The sequence below is a fragment of the Chryseobacterium sp. MDT2-18 genome, assembly GCF_030815285.1.
In the GTDB taxonomy this organism is placed as follows: domain Bacteria; phylum Bacteroidota; class Bacteroidia; order Flavobacteriales; family Weeksellaceae; genus Kaistella; species Kaistella salivictor.
Genome location: NZ_JAUSWQ010000010.1, coordinates 22,589 through 39,295, shown reverse-complemented (window position 1 = coordinate 39,295; position 16,707 = coordinate 22,589). Strand labels below are relative to the sequence as shown.

Sequence of the window (16,707 nt, the reverse complement as noted above, 5' to 3'; positions counted from 1 at the left end):
TTCTATTAGGGCGGGCTAAATTATATATTATATTTTAAATTTGAGGTAATAAATATCATTTTTTTAACAATACCATAACAATGCAGCATCGCAGGGAAATTATCAGCAATATTTGGTGAAAGAAATCATCTTTAACTTAAATTCATTTAATTATTTCGTACCTTGATTGGCTCTTTGACTTTTTTATGGAAATAAAAAACTACTTTAAAATCTTCAATCCGCTGTTTATTTTGTTGTGAACCGGCAATTTTTTCTGCCGGAAAAAATCCTTTTTATCTCAAACAACCACCGATCCATTTTTTTAAACTTGTTAGATTTAAATAAACATATTGTTAGGTTAATCTAATTTTGTATTTTAGCCTTTCTAATCAGAAGTAGAAGTTTTAAAAAAACAGGATGGAACCAGGTAAAAATTTAGGTATATTACAAAAAGATCAAATCGCCGAAATCATCGGTCTCTCAACGAACTGCAGCCGGGAAGTCAGACAGCGGCTGCAAGATCTGGGCTTCGTTCGTGGTTCAGAAATTACCGTTCAGAATATCAGTCCGCTCGGAAACCCTATTGCCTACAGCATTCACGACACCTTAATTTCCCTGCGAAATGAAGATGCACAAAACGTTTTAATCGAAGTAAAAGAGTCCATATGAAAACAGCATGTGATACCTGCGAATTAAATCCATCTGCAGAACTCATGAAAATGGGTATTTCCGCGGGAAATTCAGATTATACGGTTGCACTGGCTGGCAACCCCAATACAGGAAAAAGCACTGTTTTTAATGCATTAACCGGTCTAAAACAACATACCGGAAACTGGCCCGGCAAAACGGTAGTGCGCGCTGAAGGGAGTTTTTCTTATCAGGACCGTCACTATAAAATCGTCGATTTACCAGGGACCTATTCCCTTTTATCGACTTCAGAAGATGAAGAGGTTGCCAGAGATTTTGTTTTATTCGGGCAGCCCGATGTTACCGTTGTGGTCGTCGATGCAAGCCGTTTGCGAAGAAATCTAAGTCTGGTTTTGCAGATTTTACAGATTACCGATAAAGTGGTGCTTTGTCTCAATTTAATGGACGAAGCGCGCCGCCACCAAATTTCAATTGATGTAAGAACATTATCTAAAGATTTAGGAATTCCCGTGGTGGCAACCAGTGCGCGTTCCAAGAAAGGAATTCCTGAACTTTTAGCAGCGATTAAACAGGTTGCCAACGGAACTTTTATAACGGCCAAACACCATTCATTTCAATTATCTGCTCAAAGTGGAAAAGCCGTTTCTGAAATCGAAAGTCTGTTAGCTCAGTTAGATTCTAATTTACCAAATGCCCACTGGCTCGCCATCCGATTACTGGAAGATGATGAAAGCATTATTACCGGATTAAAAGAAGGACGGCTTTCTGCTGAAATATCCGGGCAGAATTTGAATCCTGTTTTAGAAACCGCTGAAAATTTACGGACTGAACTGGGCGATGAGTATCGAAATGACCTGGTAGAAAGTATTTATGCACAATCAGCGCAGTTGGTTAAAGATTCTGTTTCCTCTGATCAGTCCAAACGTTCATTTCGGGTTGACAGAGCCATTGATCATATTGTGACGCATCGGATCTGGGGCTTTCCTATTATGTTTTTGCTGTTAGGCGTTATCCTCTGGATTACCATTGTGGGTTCCAATTATCCTTCCCAAATGTTGGCGTCTTTATTATTAGATACCATTCATCCGTTTTTGAAAAACGGTGCGACCAACCTGAACTTTCCGTGGTGGCTCAATGGTTTTCTGGTGGATGGCGTTTATCTCGGTACGGCTTGGGTCGTGGCCGTCATGTTGCCGCCAATGGCTATTTTCTTTCCTTTATTCACTTTGCTGGAAGACTTTGGTTATTTACCGAGGGTCGCCTTTAATCTGGATCGTATTTTTAAAAAATCCGGAGCTCATGGCAAACAGGCTTTAACGATGAGTATGGGTTTTGGCTGTAATGCTGCCGGCGTTGTCGCAACCAGAATCATCAACAGTCCGAGAGAAAAGCTGATTGCAATTATTACCAATAATTTTTCACTTTGTAACGGAAGATGGCCTACTCAGATTATTATTGCAACCATATTTTTAGGCGTTTTGGTTCCCAGTCAATGGGCAGGCACCGTTTCGATGTTGGCGGTTATAGGAATTGCAGTTTTGGGAATTGCCTTTACCTTTTTTACGTCCTGGCTTTTATCAAAAACATTATTAAAAGGAGAATCGTCATTCTTTACTTTAGAACTTCCACCTTACCGACCTCCGAATGTTTTACAAACCGTTTACACTTCTTTAATTGACAGAACCTTAATTGTATTATGGAGAGCCGTTGTATTTGCGGCACCGGCCGGAGCGGCAATTTGGCTCATCTCCAATATAACGGTCGGCGATCAAAGTATTGCACTGTGGATGATTACCGGATTAGACCCTTTCGGAATGTTTCTCGGTTTAAACGGCGTTATCCTGCTGGCTTATATCGTAGCGATCCCTGCCAACGAAATTGTAATTCCAACAATATTAATGCTTACTACTTTAACTATTGGAAACACTGCCCTAGGCGCCGGAGCAGGCGTGATGTTTGAAGGAAGTGATTCAGAAATCGCCCATTTATTGCACGCCGGAGGATGGACGACGCTTACCGCGGTTAATCTGATGCTTTTCAGTTTGCTTCATAATCCGTGCAGCACCACCATTTATACGATTTATAAAGAAACCGGCAGCAGAAAATGGACTTTTGTTGCGACCATTCTGCCTGTTATTTATGGATTGACTGTCTGTTTTGTGGTCACGAGAATCTGGCATTTTTTAGCGTAGAATCATTGCAACATATTCATTTCGAAGGTCTTCAATTTTACTGTTCGTTTTCTACCATTTTGAGGTCTGACCATAAAAGATGAACTCTTTTCGTTTTTCCTCACTAAAATTTACTGTAAATTGCAGTCAAATAAAGACATTTATTATGAAAACAAATAAAATCGGACTTCTACTTTTACTGAGTTTCGTGCTCACTTCCTGCGTGGTTTCTACTGCTGCAAAGATTGTTACTACGACTGCTAAAATCGGGTATTCCGCTGTGAAAGGAACTGTAAAAGGCATAAGCTGGGCCGTTCAAAAAGCAGAGGGAAAAATAGATGAAGACCGTTTAAACGGAACCTGGAAAGTGGTAGGTGTTTACAACGGAACCTACGAGCGGTTTGCGCAGGACAGTGATCCGACAAATAATTTTAAAAGCGAATGTACAGAAGGTTTTGAGGTCATCGAATTCAAGTCTAATAAAGAGAAATTTCAACCGGTCCATTGCCAGACCGAAAAAGAAGACTGGGTGAAATACAAATTTAAGTTTGGCAAAAATCCTCAGACGAAAAACAAAGAAAATTATTTAAAATACAATTCGGGCAATTATATTTCTATCATTAATGTTACCAGTAAAACGATGGTTTTAGAAGGGAATCTAATGCAGCGTTATGCATTTACCGGCGGCAAACTTTTTCTGTTCGAAAAGGTAAGATAGTGTTAGAGTCTTTCAATTTTTTATTTTAAACCACATTAGTCGCATCAGTTTTTTTCTTCTTTAAGTAAAAATTATGTTGCCGAAAAGACCATCTTAGATTGAATATAAAGATTTTTTAAGTACTTTTAAGTATTAAAAATTGTATTTTTTGATATGGCTATATGGCTTTAATAATAGTTTCCGCTGATTTGGCAGCTTAAAACAAAATAAAGTAAACACATTTTAAATCTGTGAGAGATATTTTTTTTCAGTTCAAAAAGACACGGGTTATTATATTGTCTCTTATTATGTTTAAAATAATTTTAAGCCGGTGACTATTACTTTCGGCTGTACAGTACGTTATTTATTTTACCGCCAGGTGATATCAGGTTTTATGCTTATCCATGGTAGTTTAAGGCATTAAAAGAGCAGACTTGTCTTACTCTGCGGAATGCAATATTTATCATTTATGTTGCATTGTGTTAATTTATTTTGTACCTTATCCGATAATCTAAAAATTAAAAAAATATATGGCGGATTCTTTCTCCAAAAAAGAAAACTTTAAGAAAAAACTTCAGAAGCAAAAAGAAAAAGCAATGCGCCGTGAGGAGCGCAAAGAAAGCAATGACAAAGGAAAAGGCTTAGACGACATGATTATGTACGTTGATGTCAACGGGCAATTTACAACCACCCCTCCTGACAGAAGTAACGATAACAAAATTGATGTAAGCAACATTCAGTTGGGTGCAGCGCCCATTGAAGCTGAAAACCCAATTAAATCAGGGATCGTTACCTTTCTAAGTGAAAAAGGGTACGGTTTTATTACCGAAGACAAAAACAAAGAAAACATTTTCTTCCACAGCAACAATTGCGAAGAAATGGTAAAGAAAGGCAACAAGGTCTCCTTTGAAATAGAAAGATCTCCGAAAGGACTTTCTGCGATAGATATCAAAGTAATCAAGTAAATCTATAAAAAAAGCTTCTTTCGAAGCTTTTTTTTGTTCTGCTTTTTAACTTCTTCCCAATTTTCCGCCGGATAAAACGGAACTTTAGTTTTTAGCTGTAATGAGATTATTGCAGTTTAATCATTTGTTCCAAAAGAGGTGGAAGCCCGGTTTCAGGATTTATCTGATCGTTGTTCCAAAAACTCATCACAGCACTCACATTTTTATTTCTTGCCGTTTTCAGCAACATAATAAACCGTCAGAGATTTCCCGCCCGACATTCCGGCCAAAACAGAAGTGACTCCTGTAAAATCATAAATCACTTTTTTTACTTTTGTTGAGACTCAGAATTATTACCCTTTTGGAAATCAATGAAGACCGTCATAACAATGCTTCTTTATGGTAACTTAACAGATCCCGGTTCAGGGTTAGTATGATATTATTGGTGAAAAAAACATTGCTGATGCTATTTGAGACCGGCTGCTTCACCAATCTCACCGCCTCGAACTGAAGGGAGAATCGATGCGCAAAAAAGAGGAATAAACAGAGCCGAAAATTAATTATATATGAATACAAATTAGCACATGAAAAACAGTCGTTTTTACCCAAAAAAAGAGGTGGACAATTTAAACCGAATTTACATGGCCACTTTAAACCGAATCTAGGTAGTCAATTACCACCGAACTTTCCACTAGCTTTACTAAAACATAGCTATTAAATCTTAATCTTGTTTTGAAAGCTTTTGACCAATCTTCTTAATTTCTTGTTTTAATTCTAAAAACAAACCACGAACATTTTGCCCTGAAAACTCTTCAGCATCAAACTCTTCAGTATTGATACTACATGCAAATTCCCAAATTTCTTTAATTTCAATGAGGGGTATTTTTAGAGGTTCATAAAAGCTATTATCCGACTTTACACAGATGAAATTGCCTTCATGAAATTGAAATCTTTTATAAATAATTCCATCATTTATCGTGATAAAAACATAGGTTTTATCGGTTTTTAGGTCAGTTAAATTTTCAACGTATTTTCCGACAATATAAGTTCCGTCTTTATAGGGCGGCATTGAATCGCCACTTGCCGGGAAGGCACGGTATTTTCCGTTTCTAAGAAATGGTAAAGAAATGGTTTGCAAACTTTCGATATAATCAGGATCGCTGTAACCATTCAGGTAACCCATCGAAGCTTTTTGTGGAATAATTTCAATTTGATTATTCCCTGAAGTATCCACCGTTATCGGAACTAAAATACGATTATCAGGAAGATTGAGCATTTCTTCTAAAAGATATTTTCTAAGATCTACGCCAACTAAAAGATCAATACTAATACTGAAATACTTTGAAATTCTCATTAAAATTTCTATCGGTGGTTCCGAGCTTCCATCCTCGTATTTTGCATAACGACCTCGTGTAATAAAAAGTATGTCTGCAATTTTTTGTTGGGAGAATTTTTGCTTCGTTCTCAAAAAGCGCATGTTATCTGATAAAATTGACATTGGTATAATTTATAGCAACAAATATAATTAAATTTGATACAAATAGTGATAGTTTTGTAAAATGAATCGTGCAATTGTACACATGGATTTGGATACCTTTTTTGTTTCCTGTGAAAGACTTAAAAATACTGAATTGGAGAAACTACCTGTGATTATCGGAGGTGGAGACCGTGGTTTGGTAGCATCCTGCTCTTATGAAGCGAGATATTTTGGCGTTCGAAGTGCGATGTCCATTAAAATGGCATTAAGGTTATGTCCCGAAGCAAAAGTCATCAAAGGTGATATGGAATATTATTCCAATATATCTCATTTGGTCACTGAGGTTATTCGAGACCAAGCAGTGCCGAATTGCCCATACCTCAGCGGATCACACATTGCTCAGGTATGTTTTAGAACTCTTCAAAAAAGTATATCCCAGACGTATGAGAATTCGATTGATTGGGGTAAAGTTCACCGGTTTGGTAGAAGGCTGTCATCAGATGAATCTTTTTGAAGACACAGAAGAATTGATCTCCTGTATCAAACGATGGATAAAATTAAAAATAGATTTGGTACCGCCAGTGTAGGAAGAGCATCAGGTTTAATAAAATAGTTAATTATGTTTTTGAATTGTCATTCCTATCACAGTCTTCGGTACGGAACTATTTCTGTTGAGGATTTGGTTCAGCAGGCTCTTGATTATCGTATCAAAACCCTGGCCTTGACGGATATTAATGCGGTTACGGGGATCTATGATTTTTATAAATTATGTACTGTCAACAACATTAAGCCCATCGTAGGTGCTGAAATACGGGTTGAAAATGAATTGTATTATCTCTGTTTGGCAAAGAATCAACAAGGGATTGGGGAAATCAACCGACTTTTAACTGCATACAATTGTGATGGAGTTTTAATTCCTAAAGCGAATCCCGAGTTTGAAAACACTTTTGTTATTTATCCTTTACAGAATATTCCCGAAAGATTATTGGATCATGAATTTATAGGAATCAGACAGGATGAACTAAACCTTTTGATGCAATCTGAACTGAAAAACTTGGTTCACAAGATGGTTATTCTGCATCCAGTTACCTTCAAAACTGATGAAGAATATGAATTGCATAAAATATTGAGAGCGATCGATCATAATACGCTAATCACGAAACTTTCAGAGGGTGATTATTGTAAAGACACCGAAACATTTGTGAACAAGAAACAGCTTTTAGAAAAATATAAATATTATCCGCAAATCATTGAGAATACCAAATTCGTGGTCAATGAATGCTGCTTTGATTTTGATTTTTCAATTCCTAAAAACAAGAAGCATTTCACAGGAAGCAAGGAAAATGATTCTAAACTTTTGCGGCAGCTAGCTTATGAAGGTCTGAGCAAAAGATATTCAGCAGATCATTCTCAAGCGCAAGCAAGAGTAGAAAAAGAATTGGCGGTGATTGAGCAGCTTAACTTCTGTGCCTATTTTCTGATTACTTGGGATATTATCCAGTACAGCAACAGCATGGGATTTATGCACGTGGGAAGAGGAAGCGGTGCAAACTCCATTGTAAGTTACTGCATCGGAATTACAGATATCTGTCCCTTGGAATTGGATTTATATTTTGAAAGGTTCTTAAATCTTAACCGAAAAACGCCGCCTGATTTTGACGTCGATTGGAGTTGGCAAAACAGAGATACTATTTTGGAATATATCTTCCATAAATATGGGAAGGATCATGTAGCATTCTGCGGAACGAATGTGGAGTTTAAATACAAATCTATTTTCAGAGAGGTAGGTAAAGCTTTTGGACTACCAAAAGAAGAATTGGATATACTGACCCGAAAACCTATGGATCAACATGATGATAATTCGGTATTCAGATTAGTTCACCAATATGGGAAACTGTTAGAAAAATATCCGAACCAAAGAAGCATGCATTCTTGTGGAATCTTAATCTCCGAAGAACCAATCACCAATTATTCAGCCTTGGAAATGCCACCTAAAGGTTTTCCGATTGTACAGTTCGACATGCACACGGCTGAGAAAATCGGTTTGGAAAAATTCGATATTCTATCCCAAAGAGGATTGGGAACCATCAAAGACACCGTAGAATTGATCAAAGAAAAGAGAGGAATTATCATTGATATTAAAGACACCACCATTTCAAAAGATGAAACAAAATGCAATGAATTTTTGAGCATCGGAAAAACCATTGGCTGCTTTTATATTGAAAGTCCTGCGATGCGTGGATTATTAAGAAGATTAAAATGCGATAATTATAAAGTTTTAGTAGCTGCATCTTCTATTATACGACCTGGTGTTGCACAGAGCGGAATGATGAAGGAATATATTTTCCGGCATAATAATCCCAGAAAGTTCGAATACATTCATGATATATTTAAAAAGGAACTCGGGGAAACCTATGGAATTATGGTCTATCAGGAAGATGTGATTAAAATAGCTCTGCATTTTGGCGGTCTATCTGCTCCCGATGGTGATGTTTTGAGAAGAGCGATGAGCGGTAAAGGCAGGTCTTTATCGGCATTACAAAAAGTGAAAGATCATTTTTTTGAATCCTGTAAAGAACTCGGACATCCCGAACAATTATCAAAAGAGGTTTACAGACAGATTGAATCTTTTGCCGGATACTCATTTTGTAAAGCCCACTCTGCTTCTTATGCCGTGGAAAGTTATCAGAGTTTGTATTTGAAGGTGTACTACCCTATTGAATTTATGGTGTGTGCCATTAATAATGGTGGCGGATTTTACCGAACCGAAGTGTATGTTCACGAAGCGAAAATGTCCGGTGCAACCATTCATAATCCGTGTGTGAACTTCAGTGAATTCAGGACCACTGTCTATGGAACTGATGTTTATTTAGGATTAATGCACATAGAAAAATTAGAAAAAAAGTTAGCGGAATTGATTCCTGAAGAAAGAAAGGAAAATGGCCATTATACTTCTTTAGAGAATTTTACAAAAAGGATTCCAATGGGTATCGAAACCTTACAGGTTCTGATTTTCGTCGGCGCATTCAGATTCACAGGAAAACAAAAATACGAATTATTGATCGAAGCCAGATTTATTTTAGGAAAGCATAAAGTGGTTTTCAAACATCCAACATTACTGGACGAACCTCAGAAAAACTATCAACTTCCGAAAATAAAAAGAAACCCATTTGAAGATGCATTTGATGAAATTGAGACCTTAGGATTTCCCGTTTCATTCAATCCTTTTGACCTCTTACAAACCCGATACAGAGGAAGAGTCATGGCTAAAGATTTAATTACATATCATAAGCGACAAGTGAAAATGCTGGCTTATCTGATTTCAAGAAAACATGTTCCCACCAAACGAGGAACCATGTTTTTCGGAACCTGGATCGATGCCGAGGGTGAATATTTTGACACGGCTCATTTTCCCAATGTTCTGGAACAATATCCTTTTCAAGGTGGCGGCTGTTATTTATTGTTGGGTACGGTAGAAGTAGATTTTCATTTTCCGACAATAACGATTCATAAGATGGCAAAAATGCCTTTTATACCTGACCCACGATATTCGATGGACCAAGAAAAATCTTTAGAAACCGCAAGAAACCTACATGAAGACGTGAGTATGACGCATAGAAAACCTTATCCCCAAGAGCATGAAATTGGATTGCCAAGAAATAAGTTTTCTTCATAAAATTAATGAAAATGTGGCTCCGTGGGTTAAATTTTATTTTTCAGAGAAAACTCTATGGCTTCTCTGTTTATTTCTTCTTTCGATTTATTTGCATTCTGACGCAGAAACTCATCTATTTTCTTCCTATCAAAAAAAGAATTTTCTATTAGGTTTTGAAAAGGGAATTAAATTCTCATGTATGAGTTTATAGATATAGGATTTTAAAAATCCTAACATTAAGAATAGCTTTGAGAGCGAAAATATGCTTTTCACTTCGGTTAAGTTTGTGCAGAATAACCTCATTCTTTTCCATTTGTTTCGTTTAATTAATTTAAACAAAAGTCAACATCAAAAACCATATACGCAATGCAATCAATCATTTACAATATAAACACTATCAAATAAGATTAAAAACTATTACTCTGAATTTAAATTCGCTTTAATGAAAAGTTTAAGAGTCAAAAATTAGGATTTGAATTGCAACACAAAAAAAATTATCATCTACATTTCAATATATAATTCTGAAATAACCTCAGCCGCCTCTTTCATTTTTGAATCCACGATCTTTGCATAAATTTGAGTTGTTCTCAATTCTCGATGATCAAGCCTCTTAGAAACAGTGTAAATATCTGCTCCGTTTTCTAATAACAAAACTGCATTGGTATACCGTGCGGAGTGAAAAGTAATATGTTTAGGAACTGCCGCGCGATTACACCAACGAATAATTTCAGTGTTGTAAGTCATCCCATATTTCAACCCTCTGAAAACTAGATCCTGAGGATCCTGCCGTTCTCCAAGAAGTTCTATGGCTTGTGCAGAGATATACAAATACTCAACTCCACCTGTTTTCTCTTGCCTAAAATTGACTTTAGAAAACTCACCTTCATCAGGAACTTCTGACCAAGTCAAAGTATTAATATCTGACCTGCGTAATCCCGATAAGCAAGAAAATAAAAATGCTTTTTTTAGCACTGGATATTACATTCTGCTTTTGCTAGAGATTGTAATTCCTCAAATATCAAGTATTCCCTCTGGATTTCAACTTGCTCAAATGATTTTATTTTTGCAGCATAATTGACTGTAAGATAACCTTCATCAAAAGCATTTCCTAAAGCTGCTTTAAATTTATTGAAATAAGGAATTTTGAGAGAGTGGTAAATAACTTCTAGTGAGGGATGTACAAATATATAAAATAAACGCTAACAAGAGAAAATAAAATTCACATAAACTACTGTAAATCAAACAAAAAAACACAAAAGAAACCAAAAGAAAAGCAATTTATTTTCCGATACAGAATTTTGAAAAAATATTCCCCAATACTTCGTCATTTGTGAACTCACCGGAGATCTCGCCCAACTGCTCCAAAGCGTTTCTCAGTTCATACGCCAAGAGTTCGGTGTGAATTCCGGAACTTACTGCTTCCTCTACCTGAAGGACAGACTGCAGAGATTTCCGCAACGCGTCGTAATGTCTTTGATTGGTGATGATCACATTGCTTTCCTGGTCTTTTAAATTTTCTACATAATCGATCAGGACTGTTTTTACGGCTTCAATTCCGGTTTGATCCCGTGCGGAAATCCTTAATAACTCATCACAATAGTCCGGAAACAATTCCAGATTTAAGGTCGAGTCAAATTCGTTTGGAATTTCGTCGTTCGTCAAATCCACTTTATTATGCACCAATACAATTTTTAAATCCTCGCGGTGAAATTCCTTTACAAACGCAATCACTTCTTCAGGCGTAGAATCCTGCTCATCGTAGAGATACAAAAGCACTTTCGCGGAGGCAATTTTCTCCTTCGCTTTCGTCACCCCAATTTTCTCAATAACATCCGTCGTTTCCCGAAGTCCGGCGGTATCCACAAAACGGAAAGCCGTTCCTTTCAGATGAATCACTTCTTCGATGGTATCGCGGGTTGTTCCTGCAATTTCCGACACAATGGCTCTTTCCTCTTTCAGCAAAGCATTCAAAAGTGTGGATTTTCCTGCGTTCGGTTTCCCGATGATGGCCACTTCTACTCCATTTTTCAGCGCATTTCCGTACTGGAAACTCTCGATCAAAGCGCCCAGTTTATGCCGAAGATTCTGCAGCAGTTTATTCATGGCGGTACGGTCTGCAAATTCTACATCTTCTTCCCCGAAATCCAGTTCCAGTTCGATGAGCGAAGTAAAATTCAGCAAGTCATTTCTCAAGATGGAGATTTCACTTGTAATTCCTCCTTTAAGCTGATTCAAAGCCACTTTCCGCGAGGCTTCATTTTCCGACGCGATCAGATCAGCGATGGATTCTGCCTGTGCCAAATCGATTCTGCCGTTCATAAAAGCCCGCATGGTAAACTCACCTGCTTTCGCCAACCTGGCGCCGTGTTTTACCAAAACTTCCAGAATTTTCTTTGCAATATGCGGCGAGCCGTGAAAAGATATTTCCACCACATCTTCCATCGTAAAGGTTTTGGGTGCGCGGAAAACAGAAACCATCACTTCATCGATAATTTCTTCGGTATCGCTGGATGTCGGGTATTGGGTGACGGACGATTCATTCTGAATGGTGAATTGCTCAACATCTTCCGTCTCCGGTCTGTCCTCTATTATCTTTGTTCTTTCATCTTTGTTCTTTCCTTTTGCCTCCTGGCTATTTCCATCCACAATATAGCCGTAATGCACCGTATGCGACGGTACTTCTTCCAGATTTTTTCCTTTAAAAGTTTTTTGCGCAATTTTCACGGCTTCCCCTCCGGAAAGGCGGATAATTCCCAAAGCGCCTACTCCATTTGCGGTCGCAATCGCACAGATCGTATCTTGATTCATACCGCAAAATTACGGAATTATTCCTATTTTTCAGGACATGGTGTCAATTGTCCAGGTCACCCTATTAAAAAGTTACATGCGGCACAAAAAGATAAACACAATAAAACATTTTAAACTTTGTCTTGCATCGCAAGATTAAATTAAATGAACTAAAAACTACATTCAACTAAAGAGAGACAAAGACTCTTCGTTTGTTAAAGAAATACAATTGGCTGATTTTCAATTATTCGAAATCATCTGCAAACTTTAATATTTATCACTCACTCAAAAAACCAATCACCCAATCACTCCATCACTGCGTTGTTATCGACTTGTTCCACAAAAAAAGCCATCTCTTTCGAAATGGCTCTAATTTTATAAAAAGTCCTGATTATTTTAAAAAGACCACGATCAGGTACGTAAGTCCTGCCACGAAGGCTGAAATTGGAATGGTTAAAATCCAGGCCCAAAGCAAACTTACCGTGATTCCCCAGCGAACTGCAGAAACCCTTTTGGTAACGCCTACCCCGATAATCGCACCGGTAATGGTGTGCGTGGTAGAAACCGGAATCCCGAAATGTTCTGAAATGAAAAGCGTTATTGCTCCGGCCGTTTCAGCGGCAACTCCTTCCAGGGGCGTTACTTTCGTAATTCGGGTACCCATGGTTTTTACAATCTTCCAACCCCCACTCATTGTTCCTAAAGCAATCATTAAAAATGAAGTAAAAGGAACCCAGAAATAATGTTCTACAAAATAGTTGAACTGGTGGGTACTGTCTAAAGCCAGGTAAACAGGATCCTGTAAGGTATGCGTGTGATGAAAAATAACGGCTGCTCCGATAATTCCCATTACTTTCTGTGCATCGTTCGTACCATGTCCTAAACTGAATAAGGCGGAAGAAACCAACTGTAGTTTCTTGAAGACATTATCCGCTTTACGGGGACTGGATCTTTTGGAGACATTGACGATAAACAGGGTGATCAAAATGGATATCGCAGAACCTATCAATGGCGCCAAGAAAATGAATAAAAAGATCGGAATCACTTTATCATACCTGACAATGTCTTGTGTAAAGAGTTGCTTAAAGGATAGAATCAGCTTATCAAAGACATCCAGGTTGGGCTGTGCCAACGCGATAAGATGATAGTCAGTCACCAAAGCATGCATTAAAGCTGCTCCTAAAAATCCACCGATCAGGGTGTGCGATGATGAAGAAGGAATCCCAAACCACCAGGTCAATAAATTCCAGGCGATTGCTGCAACCAAACCGGCAAAGATGACTTCCAGATTAATGAAATCGGTATTCACTGATTTGGCGATGGTATTCCCGATCTTAAATTCGCCGATTACATAGGCAGCAAGGAAAAAGGCTGCAAAATTCCAGACGGCAGCCCAAAGAACTGCCTGGAAAGGAGTTAAAACTTTTGTTGAAACGATGGTCGCGATAGAGTTCGCGGCATCATGAAATCCGTTGATATAGTCAAAAATCAGTGCTAATGCAATGATGATGATGAGTAGAATCGGTAAATCCATTCTTTTGTTTATAGTAAATTAGGGAATAGATTAGGCGTATTTAATCAAAATACTGTCAATCGTGTTGGCTACATCTTCTGCTTTGTCAGTCACTGTTTCCAGATATTCCAAAACTGATTTTACTTTAATAATCAATAATGCATCGTTGGTCTCAAACAATTTTACGATCGCCTGGCTTAAAACGTCATCGGCAATATTCTCGAAAGAGTTAATTTTAATACAGGATTCTTTAACGGCTTTCGGATCTTTGAAATCGTTCAGGTTTTTAAGGGCAAGCTGAACTTCGAGACATGATTTGTAAATCAACAGTGTAAACTCGGTGTAAGCAGGATCCAGTGGTGCTTTGTATAAATAAATATATTTAGCAGAAGCATACATAAAGTCAGCAATATCATCTAAACCACTGGCCAAATGACTGATGTCTTCTCTGTCAAAGGGAGTGATAAAATTTTCTCCCAGCTGCACGAAAATCTCATGAGTGAGATCATCCATCCGGTGTTCGTAATCACTCATGTGCTGCAACATGGTATCATCATTGATATCAAAATCGAGTAAACTTTCGTGAAATTCTTTTGACATCGCTACCAGTTCTTCAGCAACTTTTTCAAACAGTACAAAAAACACTTTGTCTTTCGGCTGGAACATTTTAAAAATATTTCCGATTCCCATTATAATTCATTTAATAATTAGTGCTGCAAATTTCCGAAAAAGACTGATAAGTTTTTCATTTTAATATTAATCTTTATTAACATTGTGAAATAGTTCCTAACAAAAGAAAGCAACTCCATCAATCAACAGGCCACAAACGTTAATCAAAAAAAAAACAGTCCCATTAATGATAATGAAACTGTTTTGTATTGAATAAGAAAGAAAAATTAGTTAGATTCTTCTGCTCTCATATCTTTTCCTTTAAACTTCTGAGTTTCTAATCCTTTAAGAACTTCGTCTTTAAATGATTTTTCTACTTCAAAGAAAGAGAATTTTTCCAAGATTTCGATATTACCAATATCTGGTCTTTTTCTTGATTTTTCAGTTGACTTGTTGATGATTTCAAGCATGTCAATTTTTTTCAGGTTGTCCCGTTTTCCTAAGTTAAAGAAAAACCTTACCATATCTCCATCGTTTCTTCTCGGTTTTCTGTCTCGGGACTCGCCTCTGTTTCCTCCGTCTCTATCTCTGGAATCGCGGTTTCCACCATCTCTGCTTCCTCCATCACGGTTATTGCTGAAACGGTTTCCGCTATCTCTTCTGTCTCCTCTGTCACGGTCTCGGCCTCTTCCGTCACGGTCTCTGCCGCGATCTCTACCACGGTCACCGCCACGGTCATCGCTGTTGAATTTCTGATCCACCAAATCGTCTTTATCTTTATAATAAAGCGCCATGTCTCTCAACTGCAACTGCAATAACTGGTGTACCAGTTCTTCTTTGGTAAAGGCTGATAAATCCGGAATCAATTCATTGTCGAATTCAACTAGATTTTCGTGTTCTGTAAATAATTTTTCAAATACGCCGGCAACCTGTGCTTCGATAATTTTTTTACCGGTCGGAATTTTCTTCTCAATAATTTCAATCTTGGTAGATTGTTTGATCTGCTTTAACTTTCTGGATTCCTCCGGTTTAATCAATGCAATTGAAATACCGTCTTTTCCGGCACGACCTGTTCTACCGCTACGGTGAACAAATACTTCAGGATCATCAGGTAAAGAGAAGTGAATCACGTGGGTCAGTGAGTCTACATCTAATCCTCTCGCGGCAACATCGGTTGCAACCAGGATATCGATATTTTTCAAACGGAATTTTTTCATCACCGTATCCCGTTGCGCCTGAGATAAATCACCGTGAAGTGCATCTGCGGCGTAACCGTTCTGCATCAAGAAGTCAGCGACTTCCTGAGTTTCCATACGGGTTCTGCAGAAAAGAATCGAATACTGATTTGGATTTGCATCGATCAGTCTTTTCAAAGCTTCTTTTTTATTTCTGTACCCTACCACGTAATATTCGTGTTTGATATTTTTCTTAACCTCATTTAAAGAGCCCACCACAATTCGGTGAGGATTCGTTAAATAGTTTTTAGAAATTCTTTCCACCTCTCTATTCATCGTTGCCGAGAATAAGAAAGTCTGTTTGGTTTCCGGTGTTTCGTTCAAAATAGTTGCCAAGTCATCTTTGAAACCCATTGATAACATTTCATCAGCTTCATCAAGCACCAACCACTGGATTTCAGAGAAATCAAGGGCTTTTCTGTTGATCAGGTCAATCACCCTACCTGGCGTCCCCACAATAATCTGTGGTTTGTCCCGTAGCGATCTGATTTGATCACTGATACTGCTTCCACCATAAACTGCTGTAGTTTTGATGTTCCGCATGTATTTCGAATAATTAATAATGTCTTTGGTAATCTGCAAACAAAGTTCTCTGGTTGGACAAAGCACCAATAATTGGATTTTGCGACTCCCGTCGTCAATCATATCCAAAATCGGAAGCGTAAACGCTGCTGTTTTGCCTGTTCCCGTCTGCGCAAGTGCGATTAGATCGCGTGTATCTGTAGAGATAAAAGGAATAGTCTGTTTTTGGATTTCTGTTGGGCTAATAAAGCCCATTTCGCCAATTGCCTTCAAGATTTCAGGGCTTAAATTGGTCTCCGTAAATAAATTCATGTAAAAGATCGTCTATAAATTGGCTGCAAAGATACGTTTTTTATTTATCATAATTATATCGATGGTTTATTAAATTATTGTTAATAATTACTTTGTCCAATTTTGATCCACTAAACTCCTTATAATAAAGTCTTTCCGCTCAACAAAAATCTGAATTC

At 37.7% G+C, this 16,707-nt stretch carries 11 protein-coding genes and 2 pseudogenes; 7 read left to right on the top strand and 6 right to left on the bottom strand.

Annotated features, from left to right (window positions below; all coding sequences use genetic code 11):
- Nucleotides 1-396 precede the first annotated feature (396 nt).
- The 5 genes and pseudogenes from QF004_RS10720 to QF004_RS13980 form a co-directional block, all read left to right on the top strand.
- Nucleotides 397-648: a FeoA family protein gene (locus QF004_RS10720; RefSeq protein WP_307426079.1), complete on the top strand. Its 252-nt coding sequence runs from the start codon at nt 397-399 to the stop codon at nt 646-648.
- Complete coding sequence (feoB, locus tag QF004_RS10715; protein ID WP_307426077.1) at nt 645-2,819, top strand: ferrous iron transport protein B; 2,175 nt, start codon at nt 645-647, stop codon at nt 2,817-2,819. The genes QF004_RS10720 and feoB overlap by 4 nt, the downstream gene beginning before the upstream one ends.
- Nucleotides 2,820-2,964: 145 nt before the next feature.
- On the top strand, nt 2,965-3,516 hold the full coding sequence (locus tag QF004_RS10710; protein WP_307426074.1) for a hypothetical protein: 552 nt from the start codon (nt 2,965-2,967) through the stop codon (nt 3,514-3,516).
- 509 nt (nt 3,517-4,025) lie between these two features.
- On the top strand, nt 4,026-4,460 hold the full coding sequence (locus tag QF004_RS10705; RefSeq protein ID WP_133440218.1) for a cold-shock protein: 435 nt from the start codon (nt 4,026-4,028) through the stop codon (nt 4,458-4,460).
- 456 nt (nt 4,461-4,916) lie between these two features.
- A pseudogene (locus QF004_RS13980) lies at nt 4,917-4,982 on the top strand (hypothetical protein); the annotation flags it as partial.
- A 178-nt stretch (nt 4,983-5,160) separates the two neighbouring features.
- Here the strand turns inward: QF004_RS13980 and QF004_RS10700 are convergent.
- Nucleotides 5,161-5,937, bottom strand: a complete 777-nt coding sequence (locus QF004_RS10700) for a LexA family transcriptional regulator (RefSeq protein ID WP_133440217.1) — start codon at nt 5,935-5,937, stop codon at nt 5,161-5,163.
- A 61-nt stretch (nt 5,938-5,998) separates the two neighbouring features.
- Here QF004_RS10700 and QF004_RS10695 point away from each other — a divergent pair.
- Both QF004_RS10695 and QF004_RS10690 read left to right on the top strand, forming a co-directional pair.
- A pseudogene (locus tag QF004_RS10695) lies at nt 5,999-6,529 on the top strand (hypothetical protein).
- Nucleotides 6,530-6,535: 6 nt separating this feature from the next.
- Complete coding sequence (locus QF004_RS10690; RefSeq protein ID WP_133440216.1) at nt 6,536-9,592, top strand: DNA polymerase III subunit alpha; 3,057 nt, start codon at nt 6,536-6,538, stop codon at nt 9,590-9,592.
- 480 nt (nt 9,593-10,072) lie between these two features.
- Here the strand turns inward: QF004_RS10690 and QF004_RS10685 are convergent, their stop codons facing one another.
- From QF004_RS10685 to QF004_RS10665, 5 genes are all read right to left on the bottom strand, one after another.
- Nucleotides 10,073-10,543, bottom strand: coding sequence for a site-specific integrase (locus QF004_RS10685; protein WP_246012335.1), 471 nt, complete (start codon nt 10,541-10,543; stop codon nt 10,073-10,075).
- 306 nt (nt 10,544-10,849) lie between these two features.
- The gene (gene mnmE, locus QF004_RS10680) at nt 10,850-12,379 is read right to left on the bottom strand and encodes a tRNA uridine-5-carboxymethylaminomethyl(34) synthesis GTPase MnmE (protein WP_307426066.1); all 1,530 of its coding nucleotides are present in this window, start codon (nt 12,377-12,379) and stop codon (nt 10,850-10,852) included.
- A 370-nt stretch (nt 12,380-12,749) separates the two neighbouring features.
- Entirely contained in the window at nt 12,750-13,892 is a 1,143-nt protein-coding gene (locus QF004_RS10675) for an inorganic phosphate transporter (protein WP_133440214.1), read from the bottom strand.
- A 30-nt stretch (nt 13,893-13,922) separates the two neighbouring features.
- Nucleotides 13,923-14,561 (bottom strand): DUF47 domain-containing protein, encoded by a 639-nt coding sequence (locus QF004_RS10670; RefSeq protein ID WP_133440213.1) that lies wholly within the window; start codon nt 14,559-14,561, stop codon nt 13,923-13,925.
- A 206-nt stretch (nt 14,562-14,767) separates the two neighbouring features.
- Nucleotides 14,768-16,549, bottom strand: a complete 1,782-nt coding sequence (locus QF004_RS10665) for a DEAD/DEAH box helicase (RefSeq protein ID WP_133440212.1) — start codon at nt 16,547-16,549, stop codon at nt 14,768-14,770.
- Nucleotides 16,550-16,707: the final 158 nt, after the last annotated feature.